We start from the raw sequence: 18674 nt of genomic DNA, 5'->3' as shown, positions 1-18674 counted from the left end.
ATTTAAGGCTGACTTGGTCTAATCTTTTTATAAAGTCTGAAAATGACATATAAAATGACAATGGCAAAGATAAAAGCAAGTACTGGAATAAAAATTGAAAAAACAGACATGACAATAGAAGTGCCTGTTTCAACAGTAGAAACGATTGGATTTGCGATTCCTCCTGTTGAGGCTGTAGATGCCATTCTTGTCGCTCCTGAACTTCCTGCAACAGCAGCAGCAGTTCCTCCTCCTGCAATAATGGCTAAAGCCCAAGTAATTGCTGGACTCAAATCGGCTACTGTTGAAACCATAACAGCTGTTCCTGCGATAGCTGCTAATGGAATGGCTATAGAATCTAAAAGATTATCAATATAAGGAATGTAATATGCAAAAATTTCAACTAAAGTTGCTACTCCTAATGTAATGACAGCTGTTAAACTTCCTATCCATTCCCACGATTCATTTAATTCAAATTTACCAAAATAAGCTGCCAAACTTAATGCAAATAAAGGCACAAAAACTCTAAAACCAACAGAAGCTGATAATCCTATGCCTAAAAAAATACTGATTATGGTTTCGGTTGTCATCATTAAATAGATTCAAAAAATTCATCCTTAAAGCCAATAAGATACAATTTTTCTTTGGCTCTTGTCACTGCTGTATACAGCCATCTTAGATAATCTCGATCCACTCCATTTGGCAAATAAGGTTGTTCTACAAAAATAGTATGCCATTGACCACCTTGTGACTTGTGACAGGTTATAGCATAAGAAAATTTCACCTGTAATGCGTTAAAATGCTTATTGCCTTTAATTTTTAAGAATTTCTTATAATTTGAGGTCTCATCTTCATAGTCCTTTTGCACTTCCTGATACAATCTGTTACTATCTTCGTAAGGCAATGAAGGTGTTTCAGCTTCAATAGTATCTAATAACAAAACTGTTTCAAAAGGTCGCATTTTTGGATAATCTACCATTTGCACTTTAACTTCTGCAAAGCGAAAGCCATACAATTCTGTAATTGAGAAAATCTCTAAAACCTGTATGATATCTCCATTGGCAATAAAACCTGCTTCAGTCGTTGGTTTGATCCAGAAATAATTATTCTTAACCACCATTAAAAAATCACCAACTGTCAATTCATTATCATTAAATAAAATTCGGTTTCGGATTTGCTGATTATAAAGGTTTGCGCGTTTATTACTTCTAACTATAATAGCTGTCTCTTCATGGCCATTTTCACTGTAAGCGTCATTGATGGCATCCATAATCTCATATCCATCTATCAAACGTACAACATCTTTAAAACTGTTAACATTAAATTTAAAAGATTCATAAAACTCATTGTCAAGCACCTCTCTAAGTCGTGTTGCATTTTCCAGAATACCAGAATCCTGTTCTTGTCGTACGACTTCATCTAACTCTATACTTGTTACATTTTTATTGTAATTCATTTCAAGTACATGCGAATTTAGAGCAGGACTTAAGTCTGATTTCACAGGAGGTAATTGTGCTTTGTCACCAATTAATAAGAGTTTACACTTATGACCAGAATACACATACTGCATTAAATCATCAAGTAGTGAACCATTTTCAAAAAGTTTTGAATCTGCTGGAATATCAGGAATCATAGAGGCTTCATCAACAATAAAAATCGTATTTCGATGCTTGTTAGGTTGTAATACAAACTTAACACCTCCTCCTTTATCCTTCTTTGGAAAGTATATTTTTTTATGAATCGTAAACGCCTCTTTTTTTGAATAATTAGAAATTACCTTAGCTGCACGACCCGTTGGAGCCATTAAAACTGCACTGCGTTTGGTTTCCCAAAGATTAGAAACCAAAGTTCCAATAATGCTGGTTTTACCTGTTCCTGCAAAACCTTTAAGAAGGTATAAATTATTTGGCGCATCACTATATACAAATTGAGACAATTGCTCTAAAACAATTAACTGTTTAGTTGTCGGCTCAAAAGGGAATTTTTGCTTGAGAAGTTTATAGAAATCTGATGATGTCATAAAAATTAATCTGAATACCGTTTTATTTGCAAGATAAAACTAAATATGAGCTGACCTAAAATGGTTTTCAATATTTAATATATATAAAACAATTTTTATATCTTACGCATTTAATTCTTTTTTGTTTCTAAGGTTATTACGAACAAAAAAAAATTGTAGATTTGCGTAATACCATTACTAAAAATAACTAATAAAATAAACTAACTATGTTAAATGCAGTTCTTACAGTTGTAGGTCTAATACTCCTTACGGTTGGTATCGTATGGCTAATCGATAAATTTGTACCTAAAAAAGCAAAGCCTATTCTTAATATTTTGCTTTGGATACTCATTATCTTTTTAGGTTACTTGACTTTTGATTCTGTGTATGGTGAAATAAAATTCAACCAACTTAAGAAAAAGCGTTACATGGTCGTTATTGAAAACCTTAAAGATATTAGAGATGCACAGTTAGCACATAGAACGGTTACAGGCAAATTTTCAAATAATTTTGATGAATTAGTGACCTTTATAGATACGGCAAAATTCACAATTACACAACGTAAGGATTCTACTATCATTGATGAAGAATTAACGAGACGTTTTGGTGGTGTTGAAACGACTAAAGATATTGTAATTATTGATACACTTGGTTTCGTTCCTGTAAGAGATTCTTTATTTGGAGCAGATACACGATACAAAACAATGATGAATGTTCCGATAGGAAAAGAAGGCGCGAAATTCAAACTAGAGGCTGGTAAGTTACCAAATGAAGATATTGCTGTTTTTGAAGCTTCGGTTGACAAAGACATTATTCTTTATGACCAAGACCAAAACTTAGTGAATAAAGAAAAGCAAGTTGTAGCTGTAGATGGTGTTAATGGTCCAACACTAAAAGTTGGTTCTATGACAGAAGTCTATACAAAAGGGAATTGGCCAAAAAGTTACAACACCAAAAAAGAAGAATAGGTTTTGAAACCAAACACTATTAAAGACTTGTCCATTCAAATTCGTTTGAGTGGACTTTCTTTTTGCATTCTAAATCGTTCTACAAATACCATAGAGCGACTTCAGCATATGCAGCTAGAAAAAAAAGCAACACCTTTTGAATTACTAAATCAGTTAAAAACAATTATAGAATCTAATGCTGATTTTAATCAAGAATTTGATTCTGTATTGTGCATTTATCAAAACGAATTATCTACCTTAGTTCCTAAATCGTTATTTGACGACAACCACTTAGCAGACTATTTAAAATTTAATGCCAAAATACTAAAGACCGATTTTATTGATTATGACACCATATTTATTAATAATACGGTAAACGTTTATGTGCCTTTAGTGAATGTAAACAACTTTCTGTTTGACACATATGGAAGTTTTACTTATAAACATGCATCAACTATATTAATTGAGTCTGTCTTACAGCACGCTTCAAAACATGATGATGTCGAACTTTATATTAACGTAGGCTATCTTCACTTTGAAATGTTAGCTGCAAAAAAAAACAATCAGCTTTTATTTTACAACACATTTGACTATAACACTAAAGAAGATTTTATATATTATATTCTTTTTACCATAGAACAACTCAAACTCAATCCTGAAATTGTAAAAATCAATCTGTCTGGACAAATAGATAAAGATGATGACTTGTTTCATGTGCTTTATAAATATGTGAGGTTTGTCGACTTTTTAAATCCTATTTGTAACTTTCAGTTTCAAATCACAAACCCACCAAAAGCAAAGCACAATAATTTTATACTTTTAAACAGCTTTAATTAATGCGAATTATATCAGGACAATTTAAAGGAAGACGAATTACAGCACCAAAAAAACTACCTGTTCGTCCAACAACAGATATGGCTAAGGAATCGTTGTTTAATATTTTAAACAATCAGTATTATTTTGATGAGATTTCTGTATTGGATTTGTTTGCTGGAACCGGAAATATAAGTTACGAATTTGCATCACGTGGCACCAATGACATTACTGCGGTTGATGAACATTATGGTTGTATTAAATTTATAAATGAAACATCTGAAGAATTTGAAATGCCAATCGAAACTATTAAAAGTGATGTTTTTAAATACCTCGAACGTGTGAAACAAAATTTCACTATTATTTTCGCTGATCCACCTTACGATTTTCCTGTTGAAGAATTTGCAAAAATACCGCAGTTAGTATTTCAAAATGCACTGTTAGAAGATGAAGGATTGTTAATTGTAGAACATTCAAAGCATACCGATTTATCTCACTTAGAACAGTATTCACATTCGAAGAGTTATGGCGGAAACAGGTTTAGTTTCTTTCTTGTAGCTTCTGAAACTTAAGACGATAAAAAAAAACCCTCTTATAATAAGAAGGTTTTTTTGTAGCTAAGCAAATCTATAAGCCGAATTCTGTATCAAAACTAGGTTCTGACCCTTATCATTTATCTGCGTTTACTGTTACCAGCAAACTTTAGCTGTCTACCCTCTAGCATCGCGCGTGTACGCTCAAGCACTAGTTTACATGACATTGCACCACATAGAGTTTACCTGATTTCACTACAGCATGACCTGTACATTCTTTCTGTTGCACTTTTCCTCACCTCTCGATGGATGGCTGTTAACCACTATGTTTGCACTTTGGTGTTCGGACTTTCCTCCATTCGTAAAACGAACAGCGATAAGGCGATTTACTTCCTGCAAAAGTACAATTAATTGTTAATAACTCCTTTTAAATTAAAGCCTCATAATTCCTATTTTTATGCTTAATTTTTAACTTTGTTATTCTAAGTTTTTTTAATGGAACATTTCATCGTATCGGCTCGAAAATACAGACCACAAACGTTTAAAGACGTTGTTGGTCAGCAAGCCATTACCAATACTTTACTGAATGCCATTGAAAACAATCACTTAGCACAAGCCTTGTTATTTACTGGACCTAGAGGTGTTGGTAAAACCACATGTGCGCGTATTTTAGCTAAGATGATTAATAGTGATGGAACAGAAACTGAAGATGAAGATTTTGCCTTTAATATTTTTGAATTAGATGCTGCTTCAAACAACTCTGTAGATGATATTAGAAATTTAACAGATCAGGTTCGTATTCCTCCTCAAGTTGGTAAATACAAAATCTATATTATTGATGAGGTTCACATGTTATCTGCTTCTGCTTTTAATGCCTTTTTAAAAACCTTAGAAGAGCCTCCGAAACACTGTATTTTCATTTTGGCAACGACTGAAAAACATAAAATTATTCCAACGATATTATCGCGATGTCAAATTTTTGATTTCAAACGGATTACAGTTACTGATGCCAAAGACTATTTAAAGTACATTGCTCAGGAACAAGGCATTACAGCTGAAGATGATGCTTTACATATCATTGCCCAAAAAGCAGATGGTGCCATGCGAGATGCGCTTTCTATCTTTGATCGTGTCGTAAGCTTCTCTGGGAAAAACCTTACACGTCAAGCGGTAACTGAGAATTTGAATGTGCTTGATTACGAAACGTATTTTACAAGTACCGACTTCATTCTTGAAAATAAAATTCCTGAACTACTCATTCAGTTTAATGAAACTTTATCTAAAGGTTTCGACGGTCATCATTATATCGCTGGTTTAGCATCTCACTTTAGAGATTTATTAGTCTGCCAAAATGAACAAACTTTAGGATTGTTAGAAGTTGGTGAAGACACCAAGTTGAAATACCACGAGCAATCTAAAAAAGCCAGTCACGATTTTCTAATAAAAGGTATAGAGCTCGCCAACGACTGTGATCTCAAATACAAAAGTAGTAGAAACCAACGCCTACTTGTTGAATTATGCCTTATGCAATTAGCCTCTATCACTTTTGATGGAGAAAAAAAAAATAGCAAACATTACATAATTCCTGCTTCTTACTTTAAAAAGAAAGGAATTACTCCTATTCCTGTTTCAATTCCTAAAAAAAATTCGGATTCAAAAAATGAACTTTCCAAAAACTCAACTGTAAAGGAAGACAATAACTCTAAAAAAACTCAAACGGGAAACTCTTCACAAGAAAGTTCCTCTCTCAGTAATACTCCTTTACCAAAAATTGAGCTAAAAAACGATAAACGCACGTCTGGACTATCTTTAAAAAGCATTAAGGCTAAAAAAGAACATTTAATCAGACAAATGGACGTTGTAATTGATGTTGACGATTTACCTAAAGAAACTGTTGCTGAGGAAGCCTTTTTAAAAGCATGGAAATCATACATCAAATTACTTCATAAAAAAGGTGAAAAAATCATGGCTTCCATTTTAGAAATGGATACGCCAAAATTAGTAGATACTAATATTAAGCTTACGTTTCCTAATGACACACTTAGAGTAGAATTAGAACGAGCTCAGTATCCTTTGATGGAATATCTTCGTAAAAACTTGAGGAATTATGATTTGAAACTAGACATAACTGTTAATGAAGAAGCTTCAAAAAAATATGCTTTTACAACTTATGAAAAATATGAAAAGCTAAAAGAGAAGAATCCTAATATTGAATTGCTTAGAAACACTTTCGGTTTAGATATCAACTAATTTTTGATTAATTTTAGATTATGAAAAAATCAATCCTTTTAATTCTTCTAATAGCAATCGGTTTCTTTAGTTGCGACAGACGAGGAAGTGTTCGTGAAAATCTTCAGAAATCCATTTCAGAATTTAATAAAAAACACACTAATTTAGACCTTGTTACTTATTATCCTGAAACCTATACTGAAGTTCAAACCGATTCCATTATTTCAAATACGTTCAAAGTCAGTATAAAGACTTACAGTAAAATGGACTCAAACATACTGGTAAGTTCTGAAACGGTTGAAAAGCAAACAAAAATTAAATACCATCGCGTTTTTGAATCTGAAATTAATATCGCTTTAGCTTCAAAAAACATCCTTAAAACAACTATCAACGCCGAAGATTTTAAAGACATATCGCCATCTGATTTTTGGAATAATGCCACATTAGAACATGTTTGGGTTAATCAAGAGATTTCAACCATAGAAGAAGTGAATTTGGGTATTTCATTTATAAATCCAATAAACAGCGCTTACAAATTATACGAACTTGTAGTGACTACTGAAGGCAAACAACACTTAAATTTAATAGAAGAACACAGTTAATATGCTAGGCTTAAAACTTCCTACAGATCCACGTTGGGTAAATATTGTTGAAAAGAATATTGAAGATATTTTAACAGATCATGCCTATTGTGAGCAAAAAGCAACCAGTACTGCCATTTCTTTAATTGTTAGTTTTCCTGAATATACTGAGTTAGTTCAGGAAATGATTGCACTTGTAAAAGAAGAAATTAGTCATTTTAAAATGGTACATGACAAGATTCTAGCTAATGGCTGGACCTTAGGCAGAGACCGAAAAGATGACTATGTCATTCAGTTATTAAAATTCTTTCCTAAAGGCGGAAGCCGAACCACACAGTTAGTCCATCGTTTATTATATGCAGCTTTAATTGAAGCTCGAAGTTGTGAACGTTTCAGATTGCTTTCAGAAGAACTAGAAGATAAAGAGTTAGCTGAGTTTTACAGAAAATTAATGGTGAGTGAAGCCAATCATTACACTATGTTTTTAGGCTTTGCTAGACAATATGGAGATCGAAAAGAAGTAGACGAGAAATGGCAACAGCTTCTTGATTATGAGGCAGATATCATGAAAGATTTGGGTAAGCAGGAAACGATTCATGGATAATGAAAAAGCCTCAGCAAAACTGAGGCTTTTTCATTTATAAAAGTCAACAATATTAAATTTTTATACCAAACCCAAACTGAAAGGTTGTATTTTTTGCTTCAATATCTGTAAGGTCTTCATCAAGAATGTTACTTAATCCGTAATGTACACGAGCATCGATAAAAAATTCATCAGTAATCATATATTCAAGACCTCCTACACCTGAAAATGTAAATGTTGAAAATCCATCTTGGTTAGCCCAAGTTTTTAGGCTAGCCATAGGTCCAACTCCTAAAGTAAATTTATTACCAATACCAATGCGAGCCATGATAGGCATTTGAATGTAATCTGCTTTTAATGATTCGTCTTTACCACCTTCTGCAGAATATTGCAATTCGGTTAAAATTGAAAAATTATCGCTAATTCCAAAATCGACAAAACCTCCAAAAGCGAAGCCGTATCTGTGCTGGTTTTTAAAAGTTGCGTCTGGATCAAAGTCTAAATTTGAAACATTTAAACCTCCTCTAACACCATAGCTAGTGCCTTGGGCAAATGATAGCGTAGTGATGCTAACAAATAATAACGTAAGTACAAGTGATTTCATTTTTATAATATTTTATTTTAAATCATCTCAACTATTCTAATTGAGCATTTTCAAAATGATGCTATATAAAAACAGCATAGATTTGAGACTGCTAATATATAATGAAAAATGAAATTAAGAAATAAATAATAGACATCTCGTAAAAAAAGAGGTCAAACAACCTTGTTTTTAAAGGTTTATACTAGAAACAGTGCCATAATATACACTTTTAATAATCCCATCTGAGAGTCCGATTTTTGGCACATATATATCTTTTGCACCACTCCATTTCATAGCAGAAAGATATATTCTCGTTGCTGGAATAATTACATCTGCTCTATCTTGATTTAATTCTAATTCTGTAATTCGCTCTTCATAAGAATAGGTTTGCAACTTATTGTAGTAGCTTGTTAAGTAAAAGTAAGTTAATGGTTTACCCATTGCTTTTCCAGAGATTTTAAAAATTTTATTAATGTTTCCTCCTGACCCAATTAAATCGATTGTATCATACCCTTTGGTATGAGTTTTAATCCATTCTTCTAATTCTAACCAAGTTTCTTTTTTAACGATATCATTTAGAAGCCTTACAGTACCAATTCTAAAAGATTTTGAAGCCACAGTGTTACCATGATGAATGACTGAAAACTCAGTACTTCCACCACCTACATCAACATACAAATAGGTTTGGTCTTCTTTTATATAGGAATGCAAATCTGTTGCTGCAATAATAGCAGCCTCTTCTTCACCATTAATGATATCAATATCTATTTTAGCTTTCTTTGAAATGAGTTTTACCAATTCTTTTCCATTATCAGCTTCACGTACAGCAGATGTTGCACAAGCTTTGTACTTTACGATTTTATGAGATTTCATTAATAACTTAAACGCAGTCATGGTATCAAGCATGCGTTGTTGATTGTCTTCTGAAATTTCTCCATTTAAAAACACATCGGCACCAAGACGAATAGGCACTCGAACTAAAGAGGCCTTTTTAAACTTAGTAGGTTTGTCTTTTTGCTCAATGATACTTGAAATTAAAAGTCTTACAGCATTTGAACCAATATCAATTGCTGCATATTTTTTTATGGTTAACATATCAGGAATTCAGTTTTTCTTTAAAATAATCGTAAAGCGCAAATTGAGCTCTTACCTTAGGTTTATCATTTCGTCTATATTCATTACTCTGCGTTTCGTTAATTACTCTTGCTTTTACATTGTCTTTCCAACAAATATCAAAAATATTTAATAACTCTTCTTTAATATCGTCTTGATAAATAGGACAACTGACTTCCACTCTATTTTCAATATTTCTAGTCATCCAATCTGCTGAAGATATATATACTTTATTGTCGCCATTATTACAAAACACATATAACCTTGTATGCTCCAAAAATTTGTCTATAATACTTATAACTTCAATATTTTCACTCATTCCTTTAACTCCAGGAATTAGGCAGCAGATACCTCTTACAATCATTTGTATTTTAACACCAGCTCTACTAGCTTCATATAATTTATCAACCATGTTATAGCTAGAAATACTATTAAGTTTAAGTTTTATAAATGAAGGTTTACCTTGTTTTGCATTTTCAATTTCAGTATCTATTAAGGCAAAGAGTTTTGATTTGGTATAATGAGGAGATGTAATAATATGTTTATATCTGTAAATCAGGTAATTGGTTTGAAAAAAGTTAAATACTTTATTGACATCTTTTAAAAGTTTAGGGTTTGACGTGAATAAAGTAAAATCGGTATATACTTTTGCTGTCGATTCGTTAAAATTTCCAGTACTGATAAATCCGTATCGTTTTAATTTATTGTGTTCTTCACGCTCAATAACACACATTTTACTATGTACTTTTAAACCTGAAACACCAAAAAGCAGATTAACCCCTTCGGTTTGCATTTGCTCTGCGTAATCAATATTCGCTTGCTCGTCAAATCTAGCGCGTAATTCAATAACCACAGTAACCTTTTTACCATTTTTAGCCGCATTTATCAAAGAACTGGCGACATGAGAAATTTGAGCTAATCTATATATTGTGATTTTTATAGTTTTAACTTTGGGATCTAAAGCTGCTTCTCTTAAAAATTTCACAACATACGAAAAGGTCTGATAAGGTGTATGAAGTAAATAGTCTTTTTGAGCGATGCTGGTAAAAATACTACTCTGAAGACTCAATCCTTTAATTTGTAATGGCTGAATCTTTTCATATAAAAGATCTGTTCTTCCTAAACTTGGAAAATCCATGTAATCTCTTCTATTGTGATATCGACCACCAGGAATAACACTATCTTTAGAATCAATACCCATTTTCGACATTAAATACTCCAAAGTTTCTTCATCGATAGTTTTATCGTAAACAAAACGAACAGGTTCTCCTATTTGTCTATGTTTTACACTATCTGAAATTTTCTCTATAAAACTCTTACTTAAATCACTATCAAAATCAAGCTCACCATCTCTGGTAATTTTAATCATATTTGTTGTAATAGATTTATAATTAAAGATGTTAAAAATATCGTTTAAGCAATAGCGTAATAAATCATCTAATATTATAATGTAATTATCATTTCCTTTTTTTGGAAGTACAACAAATCGCTCTATAGATTTTGGAATCTCTATCAATGCAAATTGTTTTTCATTATTATCCAGAACCATTTTTACAGCCAGATACGCTGCACTATCTTTTAATAAAGGAATCTCTAATAAATCATTTAATATAATGGTAACTAAAGCTGGACTTACATTTTGAATGTAATAGTTTTTAATGAATTCATGTTGAGACGAATCAATTTGGGTTTCATTAATGATATGAATATTTTCTTTTTCGAGAGTACTGTGAATTTTACTCAGAATTTCTAGACTATAACTCTGTTGCTTAATGACAATATCTGTAATTATTTCTAATAATTCACCTGCTTTTACGCCTCCGAGTTCACTTTTGCCTCCTTTTCCAGCTTCATCAATTCGTTTAACAGTAGCATATCTAACTTTAAAAAACTCGTCAAGGTTGTTTGAGAAAATTCCTAAAAATCTTAATCTTTCTATAAGAGGAACGCTTTCGTCTTCAGCCTCTTGTAATACTCTCTCATTGAATTGAAGCCAGCTTAATTCACGATTGATGTAGCTATTCTTTTCTTTTACCATTATTTTAAATCTCTTGGGTAAATTGTAAGTTTTGTTGTACCTTTTTTTACATTTTGCCACGATGTGACATCAAAACTAATAACAACTAAACCACTTGTTGGAAGGTTGTCAATAAATTTGTCTCCAAATATATTGCAAATTGATGTGAAAGCATGATTATGACCAAAAATCATAACCTTTTTATAACGATTATCAATATTAGTTATAAAATTCATCACATTTTGCCCTCCAAAATCGTATAATTCGTCTTTAATATGCAGCAGATTATCATCAATATTAAGATTTTTCATAAAAATCTTACAGGTAGATAAGGCTCTATTGGCTGGACTTGAAAAAATAATTTCAGGATGAAAAGACGTCTCTTTAAACAATTTAGAAACTAACATTGCATCTCTAAAACCTCTCTTTTTTATTGGCCTTTCAGCATCAATAACATCATATTTCCATGATGATTTTGCATGTCTTATAAGTACTAATTCTCTCATATCAATTCGATGAAGTGTAATATTTTATCGATAAAATGTTGCATAATTCCGTTTTAACGATTATTTTCGTCCCTTTAACATTAAAATTTGTTAACCATTGTGGTTATCATTTCTTTTGTTCACATTAAATATAATGTTTATGACCCCAAATCAAAAATATATTAATAAATCCATTTACATGGTATTCCATACCATTGTTCTTCCCTCAAAACATATTGGACGTGTATTTAAGTATCGCACACTTAATTAGGCTTCTTTTATACAATAGTATTATTTAACATCGCTAAGCGAATATAAATTTGAATTAAATTTTTTAACTATGAAATTAATAGCTACCATAGTAACCTTGTGCCTGTGTACAATAACTTCGTTTGCACAGCAATCTTTGGATTTAAAAATAAAAGAAGGATCTGACAAGCCTAATAGTGAGAAAGAACACTTATATCTTTTAGAGGTTAATAACGCATCAAAATCAACAGCAACCTTTACGATTTCAACATCTAACATTAGTTGTTTAAATATGAGTGCTGAGAAGCAAACCACTTTAATACATAAAGCTCTCAGTAAAACGACAAAAGGAGAACTAACAAGTTATAGTATAAAACCTAATTCTAGTTATGAATTTTATATTAAAATAACGCGACCAAATAACACTTCAATTGGCAAATGGAATTGCACTGAAGTAAAAGCTATAGATGAAAATGGCAAAACCATTAGTAATCCTGTAGTAATTACATCATTAATTCCAGACCCAAAAGATCAACACTAAATCAATCCTACTACTAAAAAAACTTCGGGTGTATGAAAAAAATTATACAAATATCCCAATTAAATAGAGTCCTATTAGGACTTGCGCTGATTTCGAACTTTGCAACAGTTGCACAAGTTCAAGAAGAATTTACAGCTCGATTTAACCAAACTGTAAAAGGTGATATCACCATGATTGCAAATAATATGCTCTCAAGATCGGCTACCCAAAACTATACAGGAGGAAATGGCAACCATGATTATACAGACAACGTATATGTTGACATCGATGGAAATACAGGTATTGGAAGTTCTACTTTTAATTCTAGTAGTGCTAATTTCTCTAATCCTGAGCCAGCTTTAGCCTGTTTAAGCATTAAAAAAGCGTATCTGTATTGGGCAGCAGCAGATAAAGAAGGAAGTAATGATTCTGATAATCAACCTAACTGGAATTATAATGATGTTAAGTTAATGCTACCTGGTCAAACTAATTATACTACATTAACTGCAGATGAAGTTATTTTTAGAGGTCGTGATACTCACTTTAGTAATGACCCTTACATCTGTGTTAAAGACATTACAAGCAGTGTACTGAATATTAACAATCCTTACGGAAAATATCAAGTAGCTAATGTAGAAGCAAAAACAGGAAGCCTAGAAGCTCATGGAGGTGGAAACACTGGTACCTCTGGAGGATGGCAAATCGTATTCATTTATGAAAGTCCGATACTTCCTTCGAAAAATATCAGTCTTTTTGATGGTTATGCTCACGTAAGAAATGGGGTTTCTGGAGTTGATAAAGATTTTGATATTCTTTTTAATGGATTTCAAACTATTCCAACAGGTCCAGTAAATTCAAAAATTGTTATTGGTTCATTAGAAGGGGATCAGGATTTAAGTGGAGACAGATTACAAATGAAAAACGTTGCTGGTAATTTTGTAGATATTTCTGCACCGCAAAGAGCTTCAACGAACTTCTTTAATAGTAGAATTACTCTAGGCAATAGTAACTATATAGATAGATCTCCCGCAAGTACTAATACTTTAGGTTTTGATGCTGCCGTTTTTGATTTGAATAATGGTGGTGCTTCAAACACTATAATTGGAAACAATCAAACTTCAGCTACATTAAGACTCACCTCTAATCAAGAAACTTATGGTCTTTATTTATTAGGACTATCTGTAGATGTCTGGGCTCCAGACCTTAACCCTATCGAAATGGTCTTAAATTCTGGAATGAATCCTACCAATGCTGGAGAGGACTTAGGGTTTAGTTTCGATATTCTTAACTTAGGAAATGATAATGCTGTTAACTTAGAAGTTACAACCACTTTACCTCCACAAGTTGTATATAATGGATCTGATAATTTACCATCAGGAGTGACTCCTAATTATAATTCAAATACTGGCATATTAAGTTTTTCATTTGCTGATGGACTAGTCAACGTAGGTAGTCCAGAGTTAAATATAGATCTAAATCTTACCGTTAGAGATGAATGTTATTTTTTAGAAGATAGTTGTGATTTGTCTTTTAGCATTCAATTTGTTGCAACATATAATGGTGTCTTAAATCCAAGTAGACAATCCACTTTAAGTTCGGCAACGTTAGATAATTGTAATGTAGGAATTCAAGATCCATCAACTATTACAGTAAATCAGCCTGCTGAAGCTAATTGGGCAACACCAGTCAACGATTTAGACAGGATGATAAGTTGTAACGATCCTGATGCTTTGAATGATGCTTTAGAATTAGAGCCTACAACTGATAAATGTGATTTTACCTATACAAAAGTGGCTGGAAGCTTTGTTGCTGATGCAGACTGTACTAGTACAGGAACCTATACAAACACTTGGACTTTTACAGATGCCTGCGGAAGAACAAGTCAAGAATATGTTCAAGTAATAACAGTAGGAAATCCTAACGGTCCCGTTTTTAATGAAAGTTTACCTAATAATATTACTGCTCAATGTGATAACATTCCAGAAGCTCCTACCTTAACTGCAACTGTTAGTTGTGGCACTGTATCTGTTAGTTACAATCAAACAAAAACAAATGGAAGCTGTATTAATGATTACATTTTGACTCGTACATGGACTGCAACTGATAATTGTAATAATACTACAATACATACGCAAACGATAACTGTAATTGATACTACTGATCCGTTATTAACTATACCTGCTGATATTACTGTAGAGTGTACAGATAGTACAAATCCTTCCGATACTGGAACTGCTTCTGGAAGCGATTCATGTAGTGATATAACTATTACTTTTACCGATAGCTCTGTTGCCGATTGTGGGAATACTGAGACGATTACCAGAACATGGACTGCCACTGACGAATGTGGAAATTCTACTTCGGATACACAAACCATTACAGTTGTAGACTCAACTCCTCCAACTTTAATAATTCCACCAAATAAAATTAGAGAATGTACTGAAGATACAAATCCTCCAAATACAGGTACAGCTACTGCTACAGATACCTGTGGAACAACTACTGTTACGTTTACGGATAGCTCTGTCACTGCTTGTGGTAACACAGAAACAATTACCAGAATTTGGACTGCTACTGACGAGTGTGGCAACTCAGTTTCAGATACACAAACCATTACGGTTGAAGACAATACTCCGCCAACTTTAACAGTTCCTGCTGATGCTACTGTGGAATGTACTCAAAGTACTGATCCTTCGGCTACCGGAACTGCTACTGCTACAGATACCTGTGGAACAACTACTGTTACGTTTACGGATAGCTCTGTCACTGCTTGTGGTAACACAGAAACAATTACCAGAACTTGGACTGCTACTGACGAGTGTGGCAACTCAGTTTCAGATACGCAAACCATTACGGTTGAAGACAATACTGCGCCAACTTTAACAGTTCCTGCTGATGCTACTGTGGAATGTACTCAAAGTACTGATCCTTCTGCTACTGGAACTGCTACTGCTACAGATACCTGTGGAACAACTACTGTTACGTTTACGGATAGTACAGTCGCTGCTTGTGGCAACACAGAAACAATTACCAGAACTTGGACTGCTACTGATGAGTGTGGCAACTCAGTTTCAAATACGCAAACCATTACGGTTGAAGACAATACTGCGCCAACTTTAACAGTTCCTGCTGATGCTACTGTGGAATGTACACAAAGTACTGATCCTTCTGCTACTGGAACTGCTACTGCTACAGATACCTGCGGAACAACTACTGTTACGTTTACGGATAGCTCTGTCACTGCTTGTGGTAACACGGAAACAATTACCAGAACTTGGACTGCTACTGACGAGTGTGGCAACTCAGTTTCGGATACACAAACGATTTCTGTTGTAGATACTATAGCTCCTAACCTATCTGCTTGTTCTATTGAAAATACAGTATTAGAATGTTCTGATACAAATAATGAGACTCTTGCTGATGCATGGAATGCAGCTAACATTGCTGCCCTTGAAGCTTGTGCTACTGATACTTGTGATGACAGTTTAATTGGACAAGTGACTTCAAACTACGATTTTAGTAATTTAAATACAACCTGTGGTCCTTGTGGTACTATAAACGTAACGTATACCATCACTGACGATTGTGGGAATAGTTCTACACTTAGTGCAACTCTTACTTTTGATGACGGAACAATTCCTGATTTAACAAACTGTTCGGTTACTGATGAAGCTATTGAATGTGATGGTGATAATAATGAAACCTTAGCTAACAATTGGAATATATCTAACATTACTGCGCTTGAAAATTGTGCTGATGATCTTGGTGTGACTGTAACGTCTAATTATGATTTTGGTAACCTAAGTTCTACTTGTGGTTTAGGTGGTACAATTGCAGTTGTGTATACAATTACTGATGATTGTGGAAATGCTACAACTCTAAATGCTACACTTACTATCGAAGATACAATTGCACCTACATTTACAGTTCCTGCAGATATTACCATTGAATGTGATCAAGATCCTAATGACCTTACATTAACTGGTGATGTTACTAATGAAGATGATGCGTGTTCTATAACCATTGAAGCAACTTTCACCGATAGTGCTGCTGTTGGATCATGTGCTAATGAATCTATCATTACCAGAACCTGGACACTTAGCGATGAATGTAATAATACGACAGCTTTAGTTCAAACAATTACTGTTGAAGATAATACAGATCCTACTTTTACAGTTCCTGCTAATATTACCATTGAATGTGATCAAGACCTTAATGATCTTGCACTAACTGGTGATGTAACTGATGAGGCCGATAATTGTTCTAATGGATTAGATGCTACTTTCACTGATAGTGCTGCTGTTGGATCATGTGCTAATGAATCTATCATTACCAGAACCTGGACACTTAGCGATGAATGTAATAATACGACAACTTTAGTTCAAACAATTACTGTTGAAGATAATACAGATCCTACTTTTACAGTTCCTGCGAATATTACTATCGAATGTGATCAAGATGCTAATGATCTTACACTAACTGGTGATGTAACTGATGAAGCTGACAACTGTTCTAATGGATTAGAAGCTACTTTCACTGATAGTGCTGCTGTTGGATCATGTGCTAATGAATCTATCATTACCAGAACCTGGACTCTTAGTGATGAATGTGATAATACGACAACTTTAGTTCAAACCATTACTGTTGAAGACAATACGGATCCTACTTTTACAGTTCCTGCAAATATTACTATCGAATGTGATCAAGATCCTAATGATCTTGCGCTAACTGGTGATGTAACTGATGAGGCCGATAATTGTTCTAATGGTTTAGAAGCTACTTTCACTGATAGCGCTGCTGTTGGATCATGTGCTAATGAATCTATCATTACCAGAACCTGGACCCTTAGTGATGAATGTGATAATTCGACAACTTTAGTACAAACAATTACTGTTGAAGATACTACTAATCCTGTATTAACGGTTCCTGCTAATGCAATTGTGGAATGTACTCAAAGTACTGATCCTTCGGCTACCGGAACTGCTACTGCTACAGATACCTGTGGAACAACTACTGTTACGTTTACGGATAGTACAGTCGCTGCTTGTGGCAACACAGAAACAATTACCAGAACTTGGACTGCTACTGATGAGTGTGGCAACTCAGTTTCAAATACGCAAACCATTACGGTTGAAGACAATACTGCACCAACTTTAACAGTTCCTGCTGATGCTACTGTGGAATGTACACAAAGTACTGATCCTTCTGCTACTGGAACTGCTACTGCTACAGATACCTGCGGAACAACTACTGTTACGTTTACGGATAGCTCTGTCACTGCTTGTGGTAACACGGAAACAATTACCAGAACTTGGACTGCTACTGACAAGTGTGGCAACTCAGTTTCAGATACACAAACCATTACGGTTGAAGACAATACTGCGCCAACTTTAACAGTTCCTGCTGATGCTACTGTGGAATGTACTCAAAGTACTGATCCTTCTGCTACCGGAACTGCTACTGCTACAGATACCTGTGGAACAACTACTGTTACGTTTACGGATAGCTCTGTCACTGCTTGTGGTAACACGGAAACAATTACCAGAACTTGGACTGCTACTGACGAGTGTGGCAACTCAGTTTCGGATACACAAACGATTTCTGTTGTAGATACTATAGCTCCTAACCTATCTGCTTGTTCTATTGAAAATACAGTATTAGAATGTTCTGATACAAATAATGAGACTCTTGCTGATGCATGGAATGCAGCTAACATTGCTGCCCTTGAAGCTTGTGCTACTGATACTTGTGATGACAGTTTAATTGGACAAGTGACTTCAAACTACGATTTTAATAATTTAAATACAACCTGTGGTCCTTGTGGTACTATAAACGTAACGTATACCATCACTGACGATTGTGGGAATAATACTTCTAGAACTGTAACATTAACTTTTGATGATGGTACTATTCCTGATTTAACAAACTGTTCGGTGACTGATGAAGCTATTGAATGTGATGGTGATAATAATGAAACCTTAGCTAACAATTGGAATGCAGCTAACATTACTGCGCTTGAAAATTGTGCTGATGATCTTGGTGT

Annotated in this window: 14 protein-coding genes and 1 other RNA gene; 8 read left to right on the top strand and 7 right to left on the bottom strand. The window is 33.7% G+C overall.

Annotated features, from left to right (window positions below):
* Positions 1–2: 2 nt before the first annotated feature.
* Together ACRHNM_RS15270 and ACRHNM_RS15265 are read right to left on the bottom strand one after the other, a co-directional pair.
* Positions 3–569 carry a DUF4126 domain-containing protein gene (locus ACRHNM_RS15270; RefSeq protein WP_431137548.1) on the bottom strand — a complete coding sequence of 189 codons (567 nt, stop codon included), beginning with the start codon at positions 567–569 and terminating at the stop codon, positions 3–5.
* Positions 570–571: 2 nt separating this feature from the next.
* Entirely contained in the window at positions 572–1999 is a 1428-nt protein-coding gene (locus ACRHNM_RS15265) for an ATP-dependent DNA helicase (RefSeq protein WP_431137522.1), read from the bottom strand.
* A gap of 206 nt (positions 2000–2205) precedes the next feature.
* Here ACRHNM_RS15265 and ACRHNM_RS15260 point away from each other — a divergent pair, with 206 nt between their 5' ends.
* From ACRHNM_RS15260 to ACRHNM_RS15250, 3 genes are read left to right on the top strand one after another with little or no spacing between them, the layout of a single operon-like run.
* Positions 2206–2946, top strand: a complete 741-nt coding sequence (locus ACRHNM_RS15260; RefSeq protein WP_431137521.1) for a hypothetical protein — start codon at positions 2206–2208, stop codon at positions 2944–2946.
* 3 nt (positions 2947–2949) lie between these two features.
* Positions 2950–3762, top strand: a complete 813-nt coding sequence (locus ACRHNM_RS15255) for a DUF3822 family protein (protein ID WP_431137520.1) — start codon at positions 2950–2952, stop codon at positions 3760–3762.
* Positions 3762–4310 (top strand): RsmD family RNA methyltransferase, encoded by a 549-nt coding sequence (locus ACRHNM_RS15250; RefSeq protein ID WP_431137519.1) that lies wholly within the window; start codon positions 3762–3764, stop codon positions 4308–4310. The genes ACRHNM_RS15255 and ACRHNM_RS15250 overlap by 1 nt, the downstream gene beginning before the upstream one ends.
* A gap of 42 nt (positions 4311–4352) precedes the next feature.
* Here ACRHNM_RS15250 and rnpB read toward each other — a convergent pair.
* An RNA gene (rnpB, locus tag ACRHNM_RS15245) (RNase P RNA component class A) lies at positions 4353–4664 on the bottom strand.
* A 102-nt stretch (positions 4665–4766) separates the two neighbouring features.
* Between rnpB and dnaX the strand changes: the two genes are divergently transcribed.
* Genes dnaX through ACRHNM_RS15230 form a run of 3 tightly spaced genes read left to right on the top strand, consistent with a single transcriptional unit; the run spans position 4767 to position 7685 of the window.
* The gene (dnaX, locus tag ACRHNM_RS15240; RefSeq protein ID WP_431137518.1) at positions 4767–6521 is read left to right on the top strand and encodes a DNA polymerase III subunit gamma/tau; all 1755 of its coding nucleotides are present in this window, start codon (positions 4767–4769) and stop codon (positions 6519–6521) included.
* 20 nt (positions 6522–6541) lie between these two features.
* Positions 6542–7102, top strand: coding sequence for a hypothetical protein (locus ACRHNM_RS15235; protein WP_431137517.1), 561 nt, complete (start codon positions 6542–6544; stop codon positions 7100–7102).
* A 1-nt stretch (position 7103) separates the two neighbouring features.
* A complete protein-coding gene (locus ACRHNM_RS15230) occupies positions 7104–7685 on the top strand; it encodes a tRNA-(ms[2]io[6]A)-hydroxylase (RefSeq protein WP_431137516.1) in 582 nt (193 codons plus the stop codon).
* A gap of 52 nt (positions 7686–7737) precedes the next feature.
* Here ACRHNM_RS15230 and ACRHNM_RS15225 read toward each other — a convergent pair whose 3' ends face one another.
* From ACRHNM_RS15225 to ACRHNM_RS15210, 4 genes are all read right to left on the bottom strand, one after another.
* A complete protein-coding gene (locus ACRHNM_RS15225; protein WP_431137515.1) occupies positions 7738–8268 on the bottom strand; it encodes a porin family protein in 531 nt (176 codons plus the stop codon).
* A 168-nt stretch (positions 8269–8436) separates the two neighbouring features.
* Complete coding sequence (locus ACRHNM_RS15220; RefSeq protein ID WP_431137514.1) at positions 8437–9342, bottom strand: Ppx/GppA phosphatase family protein; 906 nt, start codon at positions 9340–9342, stop codon at positions 8437–8439.
* Between the two features lies 1 nt (position 9343).
* Positions 9344–11398 carry a polyphosphate kinase 1 gene (ppk1, locus tag ACRHNM_RS15215; protein WP_431137513.1) on the bottom strand — a complete coding sequence of 685 codons (2055 nt, stop codon included), beginning with the start codon at positions 11396–11398 and terminating at the stop codon, positions 9344–9346.
* The gene (locus ACRHNM_RS15210; RefSeq protein WP_431137512.1) at positions 11398–11883 is read right to left on the bottom strand and encodes a SixA phosphatase family protein; all 486 of its coding nucleotides are present in this window, start codon (positions 11881–11883) and stop codon (positions 11398–11400) included. Before ACRHNM_RS15210 ends, ppk1 begins: the two co-directional genes overlap by 1 nt.
* Before the next feature lie 319 nt (positions 11884–12202).
* On the opposite strand from ACRHNM_RS15210, the gene ACRHNM_RS15205 reads away from it, so the two are divergent.
* Together ACRHNM_RS15205 and ACRHNM_RS15200 are read left to right on the top strand one after the other, a co-directional pair.
* Complete coding sequence (locus ACRHNM_RS15205) at positions 12203–12652, top strand: hypothetical protein (RefSeq protein WP_431137511.1); 450 nt, start codon at positions 12203–12205, stop codon at positions 12650–12652.
* Between the two features lie 32 nt (positions 12653–12684).
* Positions 12685–18674, top strand: a 5990-nt coding sequence (locus tag ACRHNM_RS15200) for a hypothetical protein (RefSeq protein WP_431137510.1), incomplete at its 3' end; no start/stop codon positions are given.

Origin of the sequence: Psychroserpens mesophilus (genome assembly GCF_050617655.1) — a bacterium.
Classification (GTDB): Bacteria; Bacteroidota; Bacteroidia; order Flavobacteriales; family Flavobacteriaceae; genus Psychroserpens; species Psychroserpens mesophilus_A.
The sequence above is the reverse complement of the archived record's forward strand: the minus strand, read 5'-3'. Positions and strand labels throughout refer to the sequence as shown.

Excerpts from the sequence above, each read along its gene's own strand:
- ACRHNM_RS15205 (WP_431137511.1), top strand. The coding sequence starts at position 12,203 with ATGAAATTAATAGCTACCATAGTAACCTTGTGCCTGTGTACAATAACT.
- ACRHNM_RS15270 (WP_431137548.1), bottom strand. The coding sequence starts at position 569 with ATGACAACCGAAACCATAATCAGTATTTTTTTAGGCATAGGATTATCA.
- ACRHNM_RS15265 (WP_431137522.1), bottom strand. The coding sequence starts at position 1,999 with ATGACATCATCAGATTTCTATAAACTTCTCAAGCAAAAATTCCCTTTT.
- ACRHNM_RS15210 (WP_431137512.1), bottom strand. The coding sequence starts at position 11,883 with ATGAGAGAATTAGTACTTATAAGACATGCAAAATCATCATGGAAATAT.
- ACRHNM_RS15235 (WP_431137517.1), top strand. The coding sequence starts at position 6,542 with ATGAAAAAATCAATCCTTTTAATTCTTCTAATAGCAATCGGTTTCTTT.
- ACRHNM_RS15225 (WP_431137515.1), bottom strand. The coding sequence starts at position 8,268 with ATGAAATCACTTGTACTTACGTTATTATTTGTTAGCATCACTACGCTA.
- ACRHNM_RS15250 (WP_431137519.1), top strand. The coding sequence starts at position 3,762 with ATGCGAATTATATCAGGACAATTTAAAGGAAGACGAATTACAGCACCA.
- ppk1 (WP_431137513.1), bottom strand. The coding sequence starts at position 11,398 with ATGGTAAAAGAAAAGAATAGCTACATCAATCGTGAATTAAGCTGGCTT.
- dnaX (WP_431137518.1), top strand. The coding sequence starts at position 4,767 with ATGGAACATTTCATCGTATCGGCTCGAAAATACAGACCACAAACGTTT.
- ACRHNM_RS15260 (WP_431137521.1), top strand. The coding sequence starts at position 2,206 with ATGTTAAATGCAGTTCTTACAGTTGTAGGTCTAATACTCCTTACGGTT.
- ACRHNM_RS15220 (WP_431137514.1), bottom strand. The coding sequence starts at position 9,342 with ATGTTAACCATAAAAAAATATGCAGCAATTGATATTGGTTCAAATGCT.
- ACRHNM_RS15230 (WP_431137516.1), top strand. The coding sequence starts at position 7,104 with ATGCTAGGCTTAAAACTTCCTACAGATCCACGTTGGGTAAATATTGTT.